The sequence below is a fragment of the Sodaliphilus sp. genome (genome assembly GCF_045598405.1).
GTDB lineage: Bacteria > Bacteroidota > Bacteroidia > Bacteroidales > Muribaculaceae > Sodaliphilus > Sodaliphilus limicaballi.
The window spans coordinates 1-20653 of record NZ_JAZLLZ010000164.1 but is presented as its reverse complement, the minus strand read 5'-3'; the positions used below and the strand labels follow the sequence as shown (position 1 = coordinate 20653).

Sequence of the window (20653 nt, the reverse complement as noted above, 5' to 3'; positions counted from 1 at the left end):
AAAGGGGGTCTTTACCGAAAAACTAGATAAAAAGAACCGTCCCTTTTATCTAGTTTTATCTGTTATATTTCTTCAACGATACTTTGATGAGGTGCTCGCACAGGTCTTCGTAACCTATACCCACCTGGGCTGCCTCCTGCGGCAGCAGGCTCATTGCGGTCATTCCTGGCAGAGTGTTGGCCTCGAGAGCATACATGCTTCCGTCCTCGGTCATGATGAAGTCAATGCGACCATAAGCCTCGATGCCCACGGCTTCCATTGCCTGCTCGGCATGACGCTGCATGCGAGCGGTCTGCTCGTCGGTAATCTCGGCTGGGCAGGTCTCTACGGTAGCCCCGGGCTCGTACTTGTTCTTGTAGTCATACCAACCGTTCTTGGGTGCAATCTCTATCACAGGCAAAGCCTTGCCATCGATCACGCCCACGCTGAACTCACGGCCTTTGATGAATTCCTCGACGATGGCTTTGGGTTCAAGGTCGAAAGCAATGGCAACCGACTGGTTGAACTCTTCCTCATCCTTGGCGATGGTGATGCCCACGCTCGACCCGCCGCATGCGGGTTTCACTACCACAGGATAGCGCAGGCCTTGCTGGGCAGGAGTCTCAACAGCATTGCCACGCTCAATGAAGTAGGCCTTGGCAGTGGGTACTCCACCTGCGATAAACATATTTTTAGTGATAGTCTTGTCCATAGCCATGGCGCTGCTAAGGTAACCAGCGCCGGTATATTTCACACCCATCAGGTCGAGCGCAGCCTGCACACGTCCGTCCTCGCCATTGGCACCATGAAGCGCCATGAACACCACGTCGGCCTTGCTGCACATCTCCAGCACGTTAGGGCCGAAGAAAGCCTTGCGCTCGCGCGCCATCGCCTCAACCTTGTCGTTGAAGCTGCTCATGTAGGCACTAGCCTTGTCCACGTCATACTGCGCAGGGAAGAAATCGCTGACAAGAGCGTTCTCGTCGCCGCAGAAGATATCGAGAAGAACAGCATTGTGTCCCTTTGCCCTGAGCGCACGGCACACGCCTGTACCCGAAATGATTGAAATCAGTCGCTCAGTACTGGTTCCACCTGCTAAAACTACTATATTCATACTTGCTGATTGTTATTTTTGTGCAAATTTAGCACTTTTTCTTTTCATAGTTACTATACACCAATGTTTTTTTGCGGACTCCCTGCGCGGATTTCACTCTAACACTGAAATAATAACTGAAAGAAATTAAAATAATTAGAGTAATTAAAAACAACTTTCGCAAACCGTAATTTGTTGGTGAGTGCGACCACTTCGAGGTCGGTTGGTATATGTCCTTTGTTCCGACGGCCTGCGGCCATCGGTTACGATGCAATGTGACGACTCCGTCGTCATTTACCCACCAGGGAAATAGGCTGATACATTTTTTTCACTTGCGAAACTCTTGAATAGAATAATAACTGAAAGAAATTAAAATAATTAGAGTAATTCAAGTTTCGCAAGCCATAATTTGTTGGTAAGTGCGACCACTTCGAGGTCGGTTGGTATATGTCCTTTGTTCCGACGGCCTGCGGCCATCGGTTACGATGCAATGTGACGACTCCGTCGTCAGGCTTGGGAAAGTCGGGGCTTTGTTGCATATATAGCAAAACTGAGGGCGTGCCAGTGACTTTTGACTCACCCTCCTACATCAACTTGATTTCGCATTTTGACACACCCTCATCTGCTTGTTGATACTATACCCCCACCGAAGGGAGTGAAACGACTGCCGGTGGGGGGGGGAAGTGTGACAAAATTGCCGTTGAAGACCGCTACCTCGAAACGTGCAAGGGTGCGGTCTTCAACCGCAGTATAGTGTATCGCGTTTACCCTGCCCTGCCTTCGCTTGCGCTCAGTTAGGACAGGGTTATGTGCAGAACTGCGTTCTGCGTGTCGGCTTTCAGCCTCTCTTTGCTTTATGCTTTGTTCGAGAGAAAGATTTTCATAAGGTCTGGGCGGGGACTCTGCAAAATTCTATTGCTGAATAGTTACGTAAAACCATTTCAGTAAAAATCGTAACCGATTGCCGCAGTTGCGGTGCAATTCTGATGCGTTTGCGCTGTAATCTGACGTTAATGTTGCCCGAACAGCGTCTTGACGCCGTAGTCGTCACATTGCATCGTAACCGATTGCCGCAGGCCGTCGGAAAGGGTCATCATATAGCAACCGACCTCGAAGGGGTCGCACATTTGTGTAAAAGCGTGAGATACAAATGGTTTTACGTGTTAAAGTTGAGTAATGTGGGACTTGTGAGATCCGCACGTTTTATTTTTGACAAAAGAAAAAAAGAAATTATTTTAATTATTTTAATTTCTTTCAGTAAAAACCCTTTCAGTAAAAAGATCTACGCAATCTGCGAGAAAAAAATCCCCGAGTTCCCCGAGTTCCCCGAGAGAAAAAAACTCCCCCGGCACCATGGCACCGGGGGAGGGGATATTTAGACTAGAATATCAATTACTTGATAGCCTGGCCAGCAGCGTTAAACTTCTTGTCACCCTTAACGATAACAACCTGACCGTTCTCGATCATCTTAACAACCTTAGCGCTGTTAACGTTGATGTCGTTGATGCCAGTAACAGGCTCCTCAGTAGTAACAGTTACGTTTACAGTGTACTCTGCAAGTACTTCCTCGCCGTTCTTGAGAGAGATCTCAACGAGGTACTCGTCAACTGACTCGAGTACAACAGGGTTAACCTTTACAGATACTGTGCAGTCCTCAGCGTCCTCTGTGTCAACAACTACGTCCTCTGCTGTGAAGTTCTCAGTGAGGTCGAGGCTATAGTTAGTTTGACCCTCAACGAGTTCGAGTGCTTGACCCTTGATGCTGATGCCAGTGATCTTGGGCTCCTTAGCGGGAGCTTCAGTGTCCAGGTAGTAGTCAAAGATGTTAGCACCTTCGCTAGTGTAACGCTGGTAGTAAACAACATATACAGTGTGAACACCTGTTACGGGAGCGAGGTCGTCACTGATGGTGAGTACGTTGCCCCAGCCGCCAGTAGCCTGGTGGCGTACAACTGCAACGGGCTCTACGCCTGCGTTCTTGAGCTCCTCGGGAGCGTTGGTCCAGTCGTATGTCTTGCCGCCTTCCTCGAGGTCGAGGTAGAGGCTGATGTTAGCATTCTCCTTGTAGTCAATCCAGCCGTCACCGCCAGTTGCATAAGCGATGCGAACCTTGTTGTACTGACCGTTCTCGAAGTCGATGCCTTCGAGCTTGAGGACTGTTCTGTTGCCAGTGTAACCATAGTTACCGTTGCCCTCGAGCTGATACTGGTTGAGACCAGCGTGGTTTGTGATCTTGATAGCGCCTTCGGGAACGTCGTTGCGCATTGTGTAGTGCTTAGCGTTCTCGCTGGGAGTGTCGTTAACCTTAGTAAGTACTGCATAGTCGGGAGCGGGTGATTCGCACCAAAGAGTACCCTTGCAGAAGTCAAGGTTGGTGAGGTTAGTGCTACCGCCACGCCACTTAACAAGAACCTTGTGTGAACCAGTAACTACGCGGTTCAGAGCGGCTGCACGAGCGTAAAGTTCGCCCTGGAAGTCGCCACGGTATTCGTTGCCTGTGAAGATGAACGCAATCTTGTTCTCGTCATTTACTTCATCAATGTAAACTTCAAGACCGTCATTCATGCTGTTGCCATTCCAGTGTGAAACGAAACCACACACCTGAGTGTACTCGCCATTGCCAAAGTTCATTGTGCCGTAGTCAACAACTACACCTTCTGTAGTCCAGCCCCAGCCGCTATTACCGTCCTTGCGAGTGTCCTGTGAGGGACTTGCAACGAGCTGAGAGTTCTCATAAGCGAGACGCATAGCAACCTTAACATAGTTAGACATATTCTCAACGGGACGCAGCAGCTGACCGTTCAGGGGCTCCCAACCACCCTCGCTGTGGAAATCAGCGGGTGAGAAAGTGTTCTTATAGAAGTGGATAGCCTGTATGTTACCGCCACCACCTACGAATGTTACATAAACGTTCTGCTTGCCTGTGGGCTGGTAGAATGAAAGACCTTCTACTGCCAGTTCTCCGCCAGGAAGATCAGCAGGGCTTGACACGAGGTAACCCATGTTACCAGCAAGTTTCACGTAGTTGTGATAAGAATCGCCTGTGCGAGCAAGTGCGAGCTGTGCAAAGGGGAGAGCGCTTTCAAAGTCTTCGCCAGCCCAGAGGATAGCATAGTTACCCTTGCCGTTCCAGCCGTTAGAGAATGCCATACCCACTGCCTGGTAGTTTTCGCTGAAGTCAACTTCACCAATGCCGATAACACTTTCAGTGCCCACGTTACCCACATTCATGCCCACGGGGTCCATGCGACACTCTGTAAGCTCAATGTTTGGATTTAATGAGTTTGTGGGAACAATTAAATCCTGTGCGTTGGCAGCAAATGCCATCACTGCCGCAGCAACTAGAGTTAAACTTTTTTTCATGTTTAATAGTTTTTTAATTAGTATAAATGAAAAATATAATTGTATGCTATTTTACAAGTGCAAAATTAGTGGATATGTAACAAGAAAAATAACACAAATGTTTCAAAAAATAGCAAAATATCACACATAGCCCAGGGTTCGACAGACGGAGAAATCCACAGATTACGCTGATTACTCACATAATATATATTTCTCTCTGTGACCTCTGTGCCCCAGTGGGAGATAGAAAAAAACACAGCTTCGCTGAAAAACAGATTTTTATTTTGTGCATATTTTCAGTGTATTTCAAGCGCAGCGCCACCACCTAAATACAACCTAAGAGAAAAGGTGCTTCGCTTGAAATCAACTAAAAATTAGCAAAAAAAAATTGCTATATAGTTCCGCAAGCTAAAGTGAGTGTTGCTAATTTGTTGTCCGGCAGGACAATATTTGAATAACCCCCACCGCCGAACGTAGTGGCGGTGGGGGTATAGCAATCTCGCAGCATCGCGTCCAGCAGGACGCTAATTGGGAATGTGATGTCATGGTTGCCCGAATAGCGTCCTACTGGACGCACAACTTAAGTCAGACCTTTTCCCCCCCCGCCACTATGTTCGGCGGTGGGGGTTATTTAGGTACTGTCCCTAGCGGGACAAAATTGTAACTCGATTTTATAACATGCGAAAGTTGAATTATTTTATTCAAAGACCACAGATTAACCAGATAATATATATTACTCTCTGTGACCTCTGTGCCTCAGTGGGAGATAGAAAAAAACCGCTTCGCCGAAAAAACAGATTTTTATATTTTCAGCTTATTTTTAGTGTATTTCAAGCGCAGCGCCACCACCTAAATACAACCTAAGAGAAAAGGCGCTTCGCTTGAAATCAACTAAAAATTAAAAAATATTCTTTGTCAACATTCTCATGTTACACAAAAGTGCTAGCAACAATATTCCTAGTGATGTTGTTTTTTCCCCATTATTTTAGGCATACCCCCCCTCTCCGTGTCTCCGCGGGAGAGTAAAAAACAGGCGGTGACATTGCTGCCACCGCCTGTTGTAGGAGGAGTTATCTGATTTTAATCAGTGAGATTATTGCTTGCCCAGCATGAGGTTGAACAGTGCGTTAGCATCGCTCACGTCAACTGAACCGTCGCCTGTTACGTCAGCATTGGGATATTTGCTAGCGTCAGCTACGCCCAGAGTGATGTTGATGATGATGTTAGCGTCGGTGATGTCAACCAGGCCGTCGCCGTTCACGTCACCCTTGATGCCACCCTTGCTGCCGTGGTCGAAGTAGATGTCGAGAACGTTTGCACCGATATTCACGTCGGGAGTGTTGTAAACCATGAAGAGCTCGTGCTTGCCTGTTACGGGAACGAGGAACTCGCCAGCAACGTGCTTGTAAACGCTCCAGTCACCAGTACCTTGCAGACGACATACTGCTACGGGCTCGTGACCCTCGAGGATACCAGCAAGATTGTTGCTCCAGTCTTCGGGAGTGTAGATGAAGTCGGGATCAAGGTCGAGGTAGAATGTGAAGTTTGCCTCATCGATGTTGCCTACCCAGCTGCGGTCGCAAGAGTGGTAGATTACTACGCGCTTGTAGGGATCGTTGCCAAATTCAACGCCTTCACCGTCGCCGTAGAAGTCGATAACTGTACCGTTGCCAGTATAACCGATGTTACCGCGTGACTCATACTGGCCGCGGCACTTAACCTCGTAACCCCAAGGATTACCTTGGCCTTCGGGCTGGCCGAGGAATGTGTAGTGGAATGCATCGGGCTCGGGAAGCTCGTCAACGAGAACGATACCACAGTCGGGGTGCTCAATCCACAGCTGCTCCTCTACAAACTCAAGTGCCTGGAGGTTAGAAGAACCCCCCACCCACTTAACGAGCACCTTGTGCTGGCCGTTAACAGCCTTAAGGTTCTTAGCAAAGGGGTTCATACCGTTGTTAGCCAGATTGAGACCTGACCAGAAGCGTGCAATCTGGTTCTCGGGCTTAACCTCATCGATATAAACTTCCAGCCAGTCATAGATATTCTCACTCCAGTGAGTGAAATAAGCAACAAGCTGTTTGTACTTGTAAGTGCCGAAGTCAACAGTTCCGTAGTCGGCGATGAAGCCTTCGTGAGTCCAACCCCATGCACCGTGTGCATTAGCCGAGGTGTCGATGCGGGTCTCGGGGAAGTCGGTGCCTTCGCCTGTGGGAACAGCAGGAACTGACTCGATTGAAAGGATGCGCAGAGAAATCTGGTCGTAACCAGGCTTCTGGTTGGGCTCGCGCAGAGCGATGCCACCCTTCCACTCATCTTCTTCCTTGCTGACGAAGTCTTCCTGAGTAAACTCTGTGTCATAGAAGTTGACGTAACGGATGTTACCAGCACCGCCCACAAATGTCAGGTAAACTTTCTGACGGCCAATGGGCTTGGTGTAAGTGATGCCTTCCATAGCGGGACCACCACCTGAGAGCAGTGAGTCAACGGTGCAGTTGTAAGACATGTTAGATGCAAAGTTGAGGTAGCGGTCGTAGCTGCCTGTCTCGTCAATTGCCATCTGAGTAAAGGGAAGTGATGACTCGTAGTCAGAACCAGCGTGAAGGATTGCCCAGCCGTCAACATACCAGCCATTAGCCAGTGTGATGCTGGTTGCCTGGAAGCGGTCGCCATTTACGCCAAAGTCAACCTCACCGAGATAAACTGTAGTTGCTGCACTGGTGAAACCAATGTTTGAACTGGTGGGGTTAAATTGACCATCTTGAAGAATCTCAACCTTTCCCTCAACGCAGGGGATAGAGAGAATGCCTGCACTTGCTGAGAAAGCGAGTGCTAAGCTTGCGATGATAGTAGAAAATTTTTTCATAAAATTAGTTTTTAATTATGTGATTAAACTATGAGTCAATTATGCAGTTACAAAATTAGCACCTATATTGCAAGTAAAATATCACGGATGTTTCAAAAAATAGTAATTATCGTGTCAACCAACCGCGCCCCCTCGTGGCAAAAAAACAAAAAACTCCTACTAATCAACCGTTTAAACGCAACACCCCTGGAAATTCCAGAATATCCGGAATGTCCAGGAGTGCCGTCATTGGAGGCGTATTATCGATATTAACGTCACAATCGTTATTACCCCCCCCCTCTCTGTAGGAGAGGAGCCGGGGGAGAGGCTTTCAATGCCATCAAAGGGACAGTCCCCCGTGATGGCATTTTGACTCCCCTCTCTGTAGGAGAGGGGCTGGGGGAGAGGCTTTTACTTCCCCAGAATGAGGTTGAGCACAGCGTTCACGTCGGCAATATCCACCACGCCGTCGCCGGTCACATCGGCTCCGGCATACTTGCTTGCGCTGTCGGTGCCCAGTGTGACGTTGATAAGGATATTGGCGTCGGTGACATCCACCACGCCGTCACCATTCACGTCGCCTGGCAGGCCTCCTTCGCCTATCGCCTTGATGTTAAGGAATTTGCCCCACACTGCGTGAGCCTTATATGCTGCAAGGCTCTCTGCGGGCACGCGCAGGGTTGTGGTCTCGTAGGTGGTGAAAGAGTTCTCATACATTGCATAAGGGGGAGTGACTGCCGCAATCTCAATCTCGGCAAGGCCCGAACAACCGTTGAAGGCGTTGTCATAGACTGTGGTCATGTGCTCACCCATTTTAATTTTAGTGAGCTTGTCGATATCCTTGAAAGCAGAGGACCTGATGACAAGGATGTTATCGCCCAGCGTCATGGTGAACTTTTCGGTCTTGCCGTCGGCGAAGATGCCCGCGCCCACTTCATACACGTTATAAGTCATGCCGTCATTGTCAATCGCGTCGGGGACATACAGGTCTGTTCCACAGTCACTGTGATAAGAGAGTCGCACGCGACCATCATATTTAACGCCGTTTACTGTCACAGGGCTAGTCGAATAGACAGTGTATCCAGCGCCCTTGGGTGCCTCGTCGGTAGTGGTTTGCACAGCACTCTTCATGAAGTCGTAACCGCCCGAGGTGACGTTTGCCCATTCTTTCCACACGTTTGCGGCCTTGTATTTGTCTATTGACTGGAAAGGCACATAGAGGGTGGTCTTCGGAGCGCCGTCAAATGCAGTTTCGTCAATCTCGAGCGGATTGTTCATGTTAAAGAACAGTTTCTTGAGTGACGTGTCGCCAGCAAACACCTTGGTTCCCATTTTGGTGATCGAACCGGGAATTTTCACGGTGCTGAGGCTAGTACAACCGGTAAAGGCCTCGGTCTCTATGTTATAAACGCCGTAGGGCAGAAATACTCCGGTAAGGTTCTTGCAATCTTTAAAAGCGCGAGTGAAAACCATTATCATTTCATTGGGGAAATCATATTCACGAATCACACCAGTCTTACCACCGGGGCACACGCGCAGCGTAGTGCGATCCTTAGAGAACATCATGCCGTTATAAGAGCTGTACACCGTGTTACCCTCGCTCACTGTGATTTCCTGGAGATTTGAGCAGTTGTCCACAAACGAATAGTTGCAGTAGGTAACGCCAGCGGGCACATTGATCCGTGTAAGGCCAGAAGAAGCAAATGCCAGGTTGCTAATCTCGGTGAGCGACGCGCAGTCAACCTTGGCTTCGGTAAGGTTAGTACACCCCATGAATGCATATGAAGGTATGCGAGTGAGTTTAGTGAGCTTTGACAGGTCTATGCTCTTCAGGTCGGTATTCTCGTAGCAAGCCCAGTCGGCAATGGCAGCAAAATCATATTTGTAGCCATTGGCACCATAAGTGCCACCTCGGGTGCCTACGCATGCGGGAACGAAATGGCCGTCTTTGGCGATAGTGCCGTTCTTGTAGTAGCCCACCATGGTAAACTCGCCGGCATCGGTGCCCGTAGGTTTCTTTGTGACACACATCTGTGCACCGTCGGTAAACAGGAAGTCATATGCGCTTGAACTCCTTTCTATACTGCTGAACACACTGAAGGCATCTATGTTCTTGTAATTATCTACCGTTTTATCGCCAACTCGCGAAACATACAGTGTCATTCCCGAGTTGCTAGGGAATGCTGATTTAAAGTGCTGGCTATCGGGGTCGGTACGAGCGATGAAAACTCTCTTCAACTTTGTACAACCCTTAAAAGCATTATCATGTATTGCGCCTATTGAACTTGCAAAACGGGCGAATGTAAGGTTAGTGCAATTTTCAAACGCACTGATATACACTACAGTGGTGCCTGGGGTGTAGTCAAATTGTACACTTGTGATATTAGCCGCACCCTTAAATGCTTCCTCGCCAACCATATACACATTGCATGTAACGTCAGAGTAATTGACTGTAGCGGGAATGGTAAGAGCAAGACTTGACTTTGCTTTACCAGCATCGCTTAATCCCACAACACTAACGTTGGCCGGAGAAGTGTTGTCCACCTTGTACATCAGGTCACCTACCGAGAATTTTTCACCCCATTTTAAACCAGCCGATGCCGCAAGGGTCACCATGGCCGATAAAACAAAACACAAGAATTTCTTCATAATATAGTAGTTTGTAGTTTTTAACGTCAATATCGTTATTACCCTCCCCTCTCTGTAGGAGAGGGGCCGGGGGAGAGGCTTCGGTGCCATCAAAGGGACAGTCCCCGTGATGGCATTTTGACTCCCCTCTCTGTGCCATCAAAGGGACAGTCCCCGTGATGGCATTTTGACTCCCCTCTCTGTAGGAGAGGGGCTGGGGGAGAGGCTTTTACTTCCCCAGAATGATATTCAGCACAGCGTTTACGTCGGCAATATCCACCACCCCGTCGCCGGTCACATCGGCTCCGGCATACTTGCTTGCGCTATCCTTGCCCAGCAAGATGTTGATGAGGATGTTAGCGTCGGTGATGTCCACCACGTCGTCACCGTTCACATCACCCTTGGTCACTGGTGCTGTCTCCTCGGCAAGCACCGCGCGTACAGTGTAGCCGTTAGTGCGATTTTCAATGAGCAGACTCTGGTAGCCCGAATAGAAGAACAGGTCGTAAGCCTCACTTGTGCCGTCAGGCGTAGAAGACCAGTAGCGGCCCATAATGTTCTGGCCGCGGAAGTCATCGCTACCGTGTGCGTAATAGTCGCAGTAGCCAGCGGCAGGAAGGAAGATGCTGCAGGATGCGTAATCACCCTTGCCGGTGAATTTGCGTCCGCTCACATTATTAATCGTTGTCCACTCAGCGGCACAGTTGGCAAGGAGTGCCTCAAACTCTGCCTTAGTGGGCATGCGCCAGTTGCTACCCCAGAGTTTGGTAGCAGTATCGTCAGAGCCAGAGAGAGGTTCGGTACCTTCCTTATAATATTCACTTGGATCCTGGTCGAAACTCTTACCCCAACAGTAAAAGCCACCACTTCCGGTAGCAGAGGCTGCACCTACGTTGTATTCGGCGAACTTAGGACCATTCTCCCAGAGCTGCACCCACTTCACATTGATGTTGCCATTACGCTTAGCCTCGCCCGTGCTGTTGGGAGCAACGGGGAAGAATTCCTTCCACTGGTCTAACCCGCGGTAGAGTGACTCGGTGCCCTGGGGAACGATGAGGGTGCAGTGCTTGTAGTCAACGCCCCTGAATACATCGGAACCCATAGCGACATTGCGAGGATCGGGTATCTTGCTGTCGATTGTTGTCCACTGATATTCGCCGCCATCCTTGCTGAATGCCTCGTTGCCAATGCTAAATACATTTTGGGGTATGGTGATTGTTGAAGCCTTTACATCAGCCAGTGCATAGTTGCCTATTTTGCTCAGATGTGCGGCCCCTTCGAGCGAGATGTTGTTATAGTTCTTGCATCCAGCCAGCAGTGAGTCGCCCAGCTCGACAATCTTGTAAACAGGAGCATCCTCGGGGGCACATGCCAGTGAATTATTGGTACACTGGGCACCTACTTCAAAGGTCTTCATTGCTGCTGTAGCAGTGTTCTTGGTGCGCACCAGTTTCACGGTCTTAGCCTCGGCATCGACCACGCTGTAGGCATAGGGAGTGGTGAAGAAGTCACTCTTGTCGTCGCTTGTGCACTCGGCAAAGTCAAATGCTCCGGGCAGGATCTCCTTGTCCTTGCTCGATTCAAATGCGCGGTAGCCATCAACTTCGCCTATGGGAACATAAACTTTACATCCAGCAGGATAATCTTCCAAGAGAGAACCTATCCTATCCCTGGTTTTGATATTTATGTACAACTCTTCAAGTTCGGGCATTGAAAAACTTTCCCAACCCACGAAAGAGATTGTACTGGGGAGTAAAAGGCGTTTAATATTTGTACGATGAAATACATCGACACTAAACTTACCTACTCCATAGGGTATCACTACATCGCCCTCAAGCCCTGACTCAAGAAACGCCATATCGCTAATACTTTTAAGCTTTGGACCAAACTGCACGGTCTTGAGTTGGTTACAATGTGAAAAAGAAGTATATTCAATATAAGACACATTCTCAAAATTGAAGGATGAGATAGGTGAACCATAAAATGCACTGTAGCCGATGGTATCAATCAAGGCACAGCCTCTCATTGAGAAGTTATACTGTGACTGTCCGGCATATTCACCTATTCTGGTCAATGCATATTTCTTGCCTGAAATTTCAAAATAGTTAGGTACGGTAATGTCATCACTCTTGTTCATTGATGAGGGACCCTTCACCAGCATGCAACGGCCGTCGTAGGTCACACCATCATTGGCAGTGAAAGGCTCAGTGCTGTGAACGGTAACGTTAAAGCAGGCATTTGTTCCATACTCGTCCCTTGCCTGGATATAGTCGTAGGCAAAGGGGCCATACATAGAGAGTTTAGGAAAGAAGTTCCAGTTGCTTTCCTTGGTATATTTATTCTCTCCGTCAAAAGGAAAATACAATTTGGGAATGTTGGCGCCGGCAAACATCACGTCTTTCTCGATGCTGGGCGGATTTTGCATGTTTGACCACAACTCTATGAGCTTAGAGCAGCCATAGAACATGTCGGTAGGGATAGTCTGGACCGAGCTGGGAACTACCACAACCTGCACCTCACTGTTCTCAAAGGGGCGAGAACCCACAGTGGTCACACCGTAAGGAATCTCGATGCGGGGATACTTGTAGTTGTTGTAAGCACGCGCAAAGATGGTCTTGAGCGTGTTGGGGTAAGCGGGCTTCTCGGCCTTGGCAGCGGGCATACGCACGAGAGTGGTCTGCTTCTTGTTGTAGAGTGCGCCGTCGTATGACGAGTAGTTGGTGTTGCTCTCGCTCACCACGTAACTCTCCAGAGCGGTACAGCCGTCAAATGCCGAGTTATTGATACTGGTGAGCGTATCGGGTATCTTCACCGATGTAAGACTTGTGCAAAAAGCAAATGCGTAGTTGTCGAGTGTAGTGACCGAACCCAGGCTTACCTTGGTGAGGTTAGAGCATCCATAGAATGCCGACATGCCTACTTTAGCAACGGCACCCTTGATGCTCACGCTCGTGATGTTGGTGTTGTTAGAGAAAGCATTGGGTGCAATCGCGGTCACGATATACATCTTCCCGTCTTTCTGGAAATACTGTGCAATTGCCGCATTGGCTTGGTCGGCGGCAGAGGCAGTGGTACTGAATCCCAATAACGTAGCCTCTCCGGCACCACTGACCTCGGTACTGGTAGCTTCGGTAGTAATCTGGTATTTGTAGTTACCTGACACAAACACATCGCCCACAGCAGCCGATGCCATAACAGACACCAGCGCTGATAATAGAAGTAATGTTATCTTTTTCATGACTTTAATAAGCCTCTCTCCAGCCCTCCCCTAAAGGGAAGGGAGTTTAGATTGAGAGAGTGAGGTATTTTTTTATAATTATTTTTATCTGTTTCTTTTTGTTGCTCTGCATCCCCCCTTCCCTTCAGGAGAGGGGCTGGGGGAGAGGCTTTGATGCCATCAAAGGGACAGTCCCCCGTGATGATGCCATCAAAGGGACAGTCCCCGTGATGGCATTTTCTCCCCCCCTCTCTGTAGGAGAGGGGCTGGGGGAGAGGCTTTTACTTCCCCAGAATGATATTCAGCACAGCGTTCACGTCGGCAATATCCACCACCCCGTCGCCGGTCACATCGGCTCCGGCATACTTGCTTGCGCTGTCCTTGCCCAGAGTGACGTTGATGAGGATGTTAGCGTCGGTGATATCCACCACGCCGTCGCCATTCACGTCGCCCTTCAATGCCACGTCACCGAAAACAATGGTGATTTTGTCGGTATTACCGGCCTGTTCGCTTGTAAGTTTCAGGTAGGGAGCGCAATTATCAGTAAATAAGTGTGATGTTGGGCGTCGGAAACATATTTCTTTGTTGTCAAAGTAGTAGCCCACATTTTGCTCATAGACATCTACCGATTGAGTAGCTGCTCCCACGAGCAAATTCTTCTTTTCGGTAAACGGCACTTGAGGACGCTTGAGTAAATAACGGTGATTCTTTTCAATGTCTGTCAAGATTACGCCCTGATTGTCAGATGTGTACTCTGTCTTGTTGAGCATTGCCTTATGGGCATTAGCGTCATAGTCCGTAACCACCCATGCATCCAGCGCGCTCGCTTTCCAGTCCACAGGATGATTCACACTAATTGCCTGTACGTCGCCGTAATTGTCGCCATATTCCACCCAAGCATTGATTCTATTGATAGGCAATGGCAACGATGAGCTAGTCCAAGTCATCGCTTCACTTTGGAAATGTGCCACATTGGTCCACTTCACATAGCAGGTGAAGTCATCGGCGTTGTCGCGGAAAAACTGTCCACCTATCGAGGGGAAAGATCTCAGAATGCACAGTTCGCTGAGGTTTTCGCAATAGTTCCATGTCCCCTCTCCTATAGTGCTTACAGTCTTGGGCACTTCCATCTCGGTGATACCTGTGCCCGCAAATGCAAAGGGCTTGATAGTCAGCAAATATTTCATGTTCTGCAAATCAATCTTCTTGATTTGTTTGCAGTTTACCAGGCATTTTTCGCCGATTTCGCCAATGATGTATGACTTATCGCCTAAAGTTTCATATTTAGCGCCAATAAACTCGGTGTCCGACACTTGAGCGTGATTGGGATGATAGACATACTTTCCATATCCGGCGCAATTTGGAACATCGGTATAAAGCGTCTCGGTTTCCCCAGTTATAGTCACACGGTACAGACTGCTGAACCAATCGTTGCCACGAGCGAAGTCGAATGCACCAGCCGAAATATCGAACTTCTTCCACTTGTCATTGGCTTTGTAAGCGTCCTCGGCTCCGGCAGGCACATAAAGCTTGCAATCGGCAGGCACATTGTTAAACTGCCACTGGTTATCGGTAGTGGCAAACGACTTTCTATTCAGGTAAATCTCTTTCAACGATGAGCAACGATCAATAAATGCCCCTCCTAAAGATTTGATCGACGAGGGAACGAGGATGCGCTGCATGTCGTTGCCTGCAAAGCATGCACCCTCCATCCTTTCTATGCCGTAAGGCAAGATGATGTCGTGAGGTATATGGCAGCCGTCAAATGCCGACTCTCCTATGTACTTGAGGCCGCGGTTAAAGACGAGTTTATCCATGTGCGATGTGCCCTTGAACGCATTGGGCCTGATGGTATCGACATTTGCGCCCAAATACAGCTTGAAGTTAAAGTTGTTGGCTTCAAATGCTCTACTGCCAATGCTTGTAACAGCATACAGTGGACCGCCAACGTATTCATTCACGTCATCGCCCATGTTGAAACATACCGAATCGTTACGCGTGAAATTATTGTTGCTATAGCTCGACACATTGGTAACACGCACACGGCCAGCATACTCTTTGCCGTTGATGGTCTCGGGCTTGTTGCTGATGATGGTAAATTCACTCTTATACTCTGCTTTTGGAGCTGTCCAGCCGCCGTAAACGGCAAATCCGTAATAGGCTTCAAAGTCGTAAGCGCCCTGCTTGATTGCATTAGAATAATCTTTCCACACATTGGCAGCCTTGTAAGCATCTACCGACTCGGCAGGCACATAGATAGTCATCATTCTACTAGACAATTCAAACATATCGTCACTAATTGCAGGAGGTGTTGCGAGGTTGAAGTAGAAAAACGACAGGTTGCGACACTCCTTAAAGGCTCCCGCACCGACCGAGGTCACCGAACTTGGGATGAGCAGTGTTTTCACAGCGCTTCCAAAAAACGCGCCTTGGCCAACCGATTCTACGCCATAACGGATTCTAATAGACGACAATTTCGCGCATTGATAGAACGCATTTTGTCCGATGGTCTTCACCGTCTTGGGAAGATAATTGTAGGCTATGGTGCCATCGGCGTTCGCGCCACTGAAGGCTTCGGGGCAGCGGTAGAGCATCGTTTGATTTTTGTTATAGAGAATACCATCAACCGATGAATAGGCAGTGTTGCTCGCGTCCACATTGATGGCCTCAAGCGACGAGGCACCATTAACAAAGGTGGCAGGAGCAATGTGCTGGACATTCTTTGTGATAGTGATTTTCTTCACATCGGTTTCATTCACAAAGGCATAGTCATGGATACTCACAACATTGTATTGTTCATTGTTGTAGGTGACATAGAGCGGGATATTCACATTGGCTTTGTCGGCCGCAGTCAGGTCCGTTCTAAATGCTAAAACCGTGGCAGTGTGATTGGTGCTGTTGAGATCAAACACCAATTTGCCCGAAATGTACTGCACTGCGCCCGCATTCATGGCAATCAGCGCCAACAAAAGTAATGTAATCTTTTTCATATCTTGTTATTATCGTTATTAACTCCCCTCTCTGTAGGAGAGGGACCGGGGGAGAGGCTTCGGCGCCATCAAAGGGACAGTCCCCGTGATGGCATTTTAACTCCCCTCTCTGTAGGAGAGGGGCCGGGGGAGAGGCTTTTATGCCATCAAAGGGACAGTCCCCGTGATGGCATTTTGACTCCCCTCTCTGTAGGAGAGGGGCTGGGGGAGAGGCTTTTACTTCCCCAGCATGATGTTGAGCACTTCGTTCACGTCGCTCACATCGACAGTGCCGTCGCCATTTACATCGGCGCGGCCGTTGTAGTTGCTTGCGTTATCCTTGCCCAGCAACATGTTGATGAGGATGTTAGCGTCGGTGACATCCACCACGTCGTCACCATTCACGTCACCTGGCAGGCCGTCTTTGCCTATCGCCTTGATGTTAAGGAATTTGCCCCACACTGCGTGATTCTTATATGCCGAGAGGGCAGCCGCGGGCACGCGCAGGGTTGTAGTCTCGTAGGTGGTGAAGCAGGAAGCAAATGCAATGGGAGGAGTCTGTGCATTCACTGTGAGGTCGGTTAACGCTGTGCAACCATTAAATGCATTGGCAAGAAGCGTTTTCACGCTACTGCCCAAAACCACAGTGCTAAGGCTAGTGCAGCCACTAAATGCACTGACGCCTATCGTTTCCATACGGGTGAGTTGTGACAGGTCGATACTCTTGAGATAAGTATCGCCCAGGCAAGCACTGTCGGCAATAGCGACGAAATTATATTTGTTGCCGTAAGCACCGTATGTTCCACTGCCGCACAATGGCACAAAAGCACGATCCTGTACCAAACCTGCAGTGCGGTCCCATCCCACCATGACCAAGTCTCGATTATAGGTATTATCCTTCCATGCCATCAGCGCTCCGTCCTCCCAACGAAAATCATAGGCCAGCGAACTCTTGACAATGTTTTTGATAAAGTCGAACTTTTCATTTGCCCGATACCTCTCCACGGTATTAGGATCGGCTTTGGACACATATAGTGTCATGCCGACATTACGGGGTAAGAAGTCGTAAACAATCGGCAGTGTGGTCCTTGCGAAATAAAAATCTTTCAGTTTAGAACAACCTATAAATGCGGTGGACAAGATTGAATATGTCGAACTGGCAAAACGCACATAAGTGAGATTGGTACAAAACGCAAAGGCGCCTTGAAGGATTATAACCCAAGAATCAGGATTATAACTGAAGGTAACACTCTTCAAGTTGCTCGAATTAGAAAAAGCCGTTTCCTGGATTCTCGATACATTGTATCTTACTCCATTGTGTGTCACCACTGGGGGAATAACAAGGGCTAAATCGCTTTTGGCTTTGCCTGCGGCACTGAGGCCAGTAACATCGACAGTGTTTCTGTCTTCATTAAAAACCTCATAATTAAGGTCACCCACGGTGAACGTGTCGCCAGTTGCAGCTGATGCCATAATCGACACCATCGCAAGAAAAAGAAGTAATGATAATTTCTTCATATTGAGTTGTTTTTGTTATTATCGTTAGGACGTTACTATCGTTATTGACTCCCCTCTCTGTAGGAGAGGGGCCGGGGGAGAGGCTTTTGTGCCATCAAAGGGACAGTCCCCGTGATGGCATTTTGACTCCCCTCTCTGTAGGAGAGGGGCTGGGGGAGAGGCTTTGGTGCCATCAAAGGGACAGTCCCCCGTGATGGCATCCTCCCCCCCTCTCTGTAGGAGAGGGGCCGGGGGAGAGGCTTTTACTTCCCCAGAATGAGGTTGAGCACAGCGTTTACGTCGGCAATATCCACCACGCCGTCGCCGGTCACATCGGCTCCGGCATACTTGCTTGCGCTATCCTTGCCCAGCAAGATGTTGATGAGGATGTTAGTGTCGGTGATATCCGCCACGCCGTCACCGTTCACGTCGCCCTTGACATCGCTGCCCACGCCCTCGATGTGTAAGAACTTGCCCCACACCGCATGATTCTTATATGCCGAGAGGGCAGCCGCAGGCACGCGCAGGGTTGTGGTAGCATAGGTGCTGAAGGTGTTGGCATCCAATACATTAGGAGGTGTCATGCCCTTACACTCTATCTCGCCCAGGCGCGAGCAGCCGTTGAAGGCGTTCTCGCCAATCTTTGCCACATTCTTGCCCAGAGTGAGCTTGATGAGCTTGTCAACACCCTTGAATGCGTCTTTTCCTACCTTGGTTACATACTCATCGAGCGTGAGGGAGAAATCAATTATATTTTCGTCGGTGCAGACGCCCGAACCAATCTCAGTGATTACAAAACTCTTTTTCAGCGAGTTGTTGGGGGTAACAGATTTGCCTATCACTACATCTGCAACCTTTGAGCTAATTTCTGTTTTAAGATAGGTCAGTCTTGCACAACCGTCGTAATCGGTTCCGTCGATGGTTTGCTTTTCGGTAGAAAAAACGGTATAGCCCGAATGGTGTGTAAGCCTAATACTACCGGTTAAGCCCACTTTTAAAATATCGTAAGCACCCGACTTGATATTAGTAAATCTATTCCATGGCTCGGTATTCTTAAAGGTTTCTACCGCCTCGTATGGTACAATCAGGTTGGTCAAAGCTGCACTTGTGTAGAAAAGAGTGGAGCTTTTTGATAGTGGCTCAGCCACATTGAACATAAGGGTTTCAAGTGTTTTTGGAGTTGTGGAAAATGCCTGATATCCTAACTTGGTCACCGAGCTGGGGACTCTTATAGTAGTGACCTCACTACCCAAGAAAGCACCATCACCTATTGTAGTCACGCCATAAGGCAATGCCACAAAAGAGAGTTTGTCTGTTGTGTAACGAAAGGCATGGTCATGTACCTCGGTCAACTCCCCTGGGAATTCACGATCTTCAAGCATGCCTTGCATTCCTTCTGGGCACAGATACAGTATTTTATGGTTTTTGCTGAACACCATGCCGTTATATGAACTGAACGAATTGTTGTTTTCGCTCACAGTGATTGACTTGAGATTATCGCAGAAAAGAAATGCACTAAAGTATAAATTGCCCAACGTGAGCCCGGCGGGTATGTGGATTGTTGTGATACCTGTACCCCGAAAGGCTTTGTCACCAATGGCGGTCAACGACGCGCAGTTGATGTTGGCTGTAGTGAGGTTGGTGCAATCGTAAAACGCGTTAGTCTCTATGCTGCGTAGTTTAGTGAGCTTTGACAGGTCTATACTCTTAAGATCTTTATTATTCTGGCAAGCATAGCGGGCAATTTCAACAAAGTGGTATCGGTAGCCGTAAGAGCCGTATGCGCCTGTGCTGGTGCCTGTGCAAGCGGGGACGAAATTACCGTCCTTGGCTGTGCTGCCACTCATGCTGTAACCCACCATAGAGACTTCACCTGGCTCGGTGGCTGTGGGTTTATTGGTGACACACATCTGTGCACCGTCGGTAAACAGGAAGTCGTATGCATCAGAACTCATATATACGACCGAAAATGGTGCGTATGCAGCAAGTCTCTTGTATGCATCCGAAATCCCAGTTATTCCGGCTTTAGGTATATGCAGTTCCATGTTCGAGTTGTTAGGGAACGCATTGTTTTTTACATCCACAGCGTCGGGGTCGGGACAAGCCATATACACATATTTCAAGCCAGTACAATCCGCAAATGCCTTTTCCTCAATTCTAATTGTGGAACTGGGAATGCGCACCCATGTTATATTCTTACATCCCTTAAACGCTTCATATTTTATTGTGTTGCCATCGGGACAATAATTGATAGTTACGCTTGTCAAATTGGTTGCATTTTCAAACGCGTAACTATTAATTCCGGTAACAGCATATTTTACGCCTGAGTAAGTCACACTTGGCGGAATATCAAGTGCAAGGCTCGAAACCGCTTTGCCACTGGCGCTCAAACCTACAACCGAAACATAAGTGTTGTTCAGTATTTTATAATTCAAATTACCCACGGCAAAGATGTCGCCCACGGCAGCCATGGCACTCACAGCCACTGCAACCATAACGAATAGGGATAGTAATTTCTTCATATTATTGTAGTGTTTTGATTTTCTGATTTACAAAAGTAACAAATTTTACATTATTTATGGGGGGGGTAACATTATTTAACAGTTTTTCGCAATAGGTAACTATTCACCAATGGAACGTAACTATTCACCAATGGAACTCCCCGCGCAGATTACACTGATCTCACAGATTTTTTTTATTGAAATTTCAAGAGTTTCGTATGCCGTAAAGTACCGCTTACCGATGCTAGGCGATATTTTAGCAACATGCGAAACTTGAAATAATTATATAAATTCTGTGAAATCTGTGAGATCCGCGCGGGGAGTCCCTAAAAACTCTATTGGTGAATAGTTACTCGCAATAGAAGCAGAAAATGCCATCACAGGGACGTCCCTATGATGGCATTTTAAACTCTTAAACCCTTAAACATTTAAACCTTTATCTACTTCCCCAGGATGATGTTGGTCACCTGGTTGGCGTCGCTCACATCAACGGCACCGTTGCCATCGACATCGGCACGGCCTCCATAGTTGCTTGCCGTGTCCTTGCCCAGGATGATGTTGGTCAAGATATTTGCATCTGTG

Annotated in this window: 9 protein-coding genes; all 9 read right to left on the bottom strand. The window is 48.3% G+C overall.

Translation table 11 applies throughout. The annotated features are described in order from the left end of the window. Positions 1 to 55: 55 nt before the first annotated feature. The 9 genes from ACKI3C_RS11365 to ACKI3C_RS11325 all read right to left on the bottom strand — a co-directional run bounded on the left by ACKI3C_RS11365 (position 56) and on the right by ACKI3C_RS11325 (position 20640). On the bottom strand, positions 56 to 1093 hold the full coding sequence (locus ACKI3C_RS11365; protein WP_407405121.1) for a D-alanine--D-alanine ligase: 1038 nt from the start codon (positions 1091 to 1093) through the stop codon (positions 56 to 58). A gap of 1371 nt (positions 1094 to 2464) precedes the next feature. After that, positions 2465 to 4435 carry a hypothetical protein gene (locus ACKI3C_RS11360; RefSeq protein ID WP_407405119.1) on the bottom strand — a complete coding sequence of 657 codons (1971 nt, stop codon included), beginning with the start codon at positions 4433 to 4435 and terminating at the stop codon, positions 2465 to 2467. A gap of 1072 nt (positions 4436 to 5507) precedes the next feature. After that, a complete protein-coding gene (locus ACKI3C_RS11355) occupies positions 5508 to 7280 on the bottom strand; it encodes a dockerin type I repeat-containing protein (protein WP_407405117.1) in 1773 nt (590 codons plus the stop codon). Between the two features lie 390 nt (positions 7281 to 7670). Beyond that, on the bottom strand, positions 7671 to 9908 hold the full coding sequence (locus tag ACKI3C_RS11350) for a leucine-rich repeat protein (RefSeq protein ID WP_407405115.1): 2238 nt from the start codon (positions 9906 to 9908) through the stop codon (positions 7671 to 7673). Between the two features lie 208 nt (positions 9909 to 10116). Beyond that, a complete protein-coding gene (locus ACKI3C_RS11345) occupies positions 10117 to 13125 on the bottom strand; it encodes a leucine-rich repeat protein (protein WP_407405113.1) in 3009 nt (1002 codons plus the stop codon). A 260-nt stretch (positions 13126 to 13385) separates the two neighbouring features. After that, positions 13386 to 16094 (bottom strand): leucine-rich repeat protein, encoded by a 2709-nt coding sequence (locus ACKI3C_RS11340; RefSeq protein ID WP_407405111.1) that lies wholly within the window; start codon positions 16092 to 16094, stop codon positions 13386 to 13388. A 216-nt stretch (positions 16095 to 16310) separates the two neighbouring features. Then, positions 16311 to 17591 carry a leucine-rich repeat protein gene (locus ACKI3C_RS11335; RefSeq protein ID WP_407405109.1) on the bottom strand — a complete coding sequence of 427 codons (1281 nt, stop codon included), beginning with the start codon at positions 17589 to 17591 and terminating at the stop codon, positions 16311 to 16313. A 242-nt stretch (positions 17592 to 17833) separates the two neighbouring features. Beyond that, positions 17834 to 20092, bottom strand: coding sequence for a leucine-rich repeat protein (locus tag ACKI3C_RS11330; RefSeq protein WP_407405107.1), 2259 nt, complete (start codon positions 20090 to 20092; stop codon positions 17834 to 17836). Between the two features lie 419 nt (positions 20093 to 20511). Further along, the gene (locus tag ACKI3C_RS11325; RefSeq protein WP_407405135.1) at positions 20512 to 20640 is read right to left on the bottom strand and encodes a dockerin type I domain-containing protein; all 129 of its coding nucleotides are present in this window, start codon (positions 20638 to 20640) and stop codon (positions 20512 to 20514) included. Between the last annotated feature and the right edge of the window lie 13 nt (positions 20641 to 20653).

Coding starts and splice junctions, on each gene's coding strand:
- ACKI3C_RS11365 (WP_407405121.1), bottom strand. CDS start 1,093: ATGAATATAGTAGTTTTAGCAGGTGGAACCAGTACTGAGCGACTGATT.
- ACKI3C_RS11360 (WP_407405119.1), bottom strand. CDS start 4,435: ATGAAAAAAAGTTTAACTCTAGTTGCTGCGGCAGTGATGGCATTTGCT.
- ACKI3C_RS11355 (WP_407405117.1), bottom strand. CDS start 7,280: ATGAAAAAATTTTCTACTATCATCGCAAGCTTAGCACTCGCTTTCTCA.
- ACKI3C_RS11350 (WP_407405115.1), bottom strand. CDS start 9,908: ATGAAGAAATTCTTGTGTTTTGTTTTATCGGCCATGGTGACCCTTGCG.
- ACKI3C_RS11345 (WP_407405113.1), bottom strand. CDS start 13,125: ATGAAAAAGATAACATTACTTCTATTATCAGCGCTGGTGTCTGTTATG.
- ACKI3C_RS11340 (WP_407405111.1), bottom strand. CDS start 16,094: ATGAAAAAGATTACATTACTTTTGTTGGCGCTGATTGCCATGAATGCG.
- ACKI3C_RS11335 (WP_407405109.1), bottom strand. CDS start 17,591: ATGAAGAAATTATCATTACTTCTTTTTCTTGCGATGGTGTCGATTATG.
- ACKI3C_RS11330 (WP_407405107.1), bottom strand. CDS start 20,092: ATGAAGAAATTACTATCCCTATTCGTTATGGTTGCAGTGGCTGTGAGT.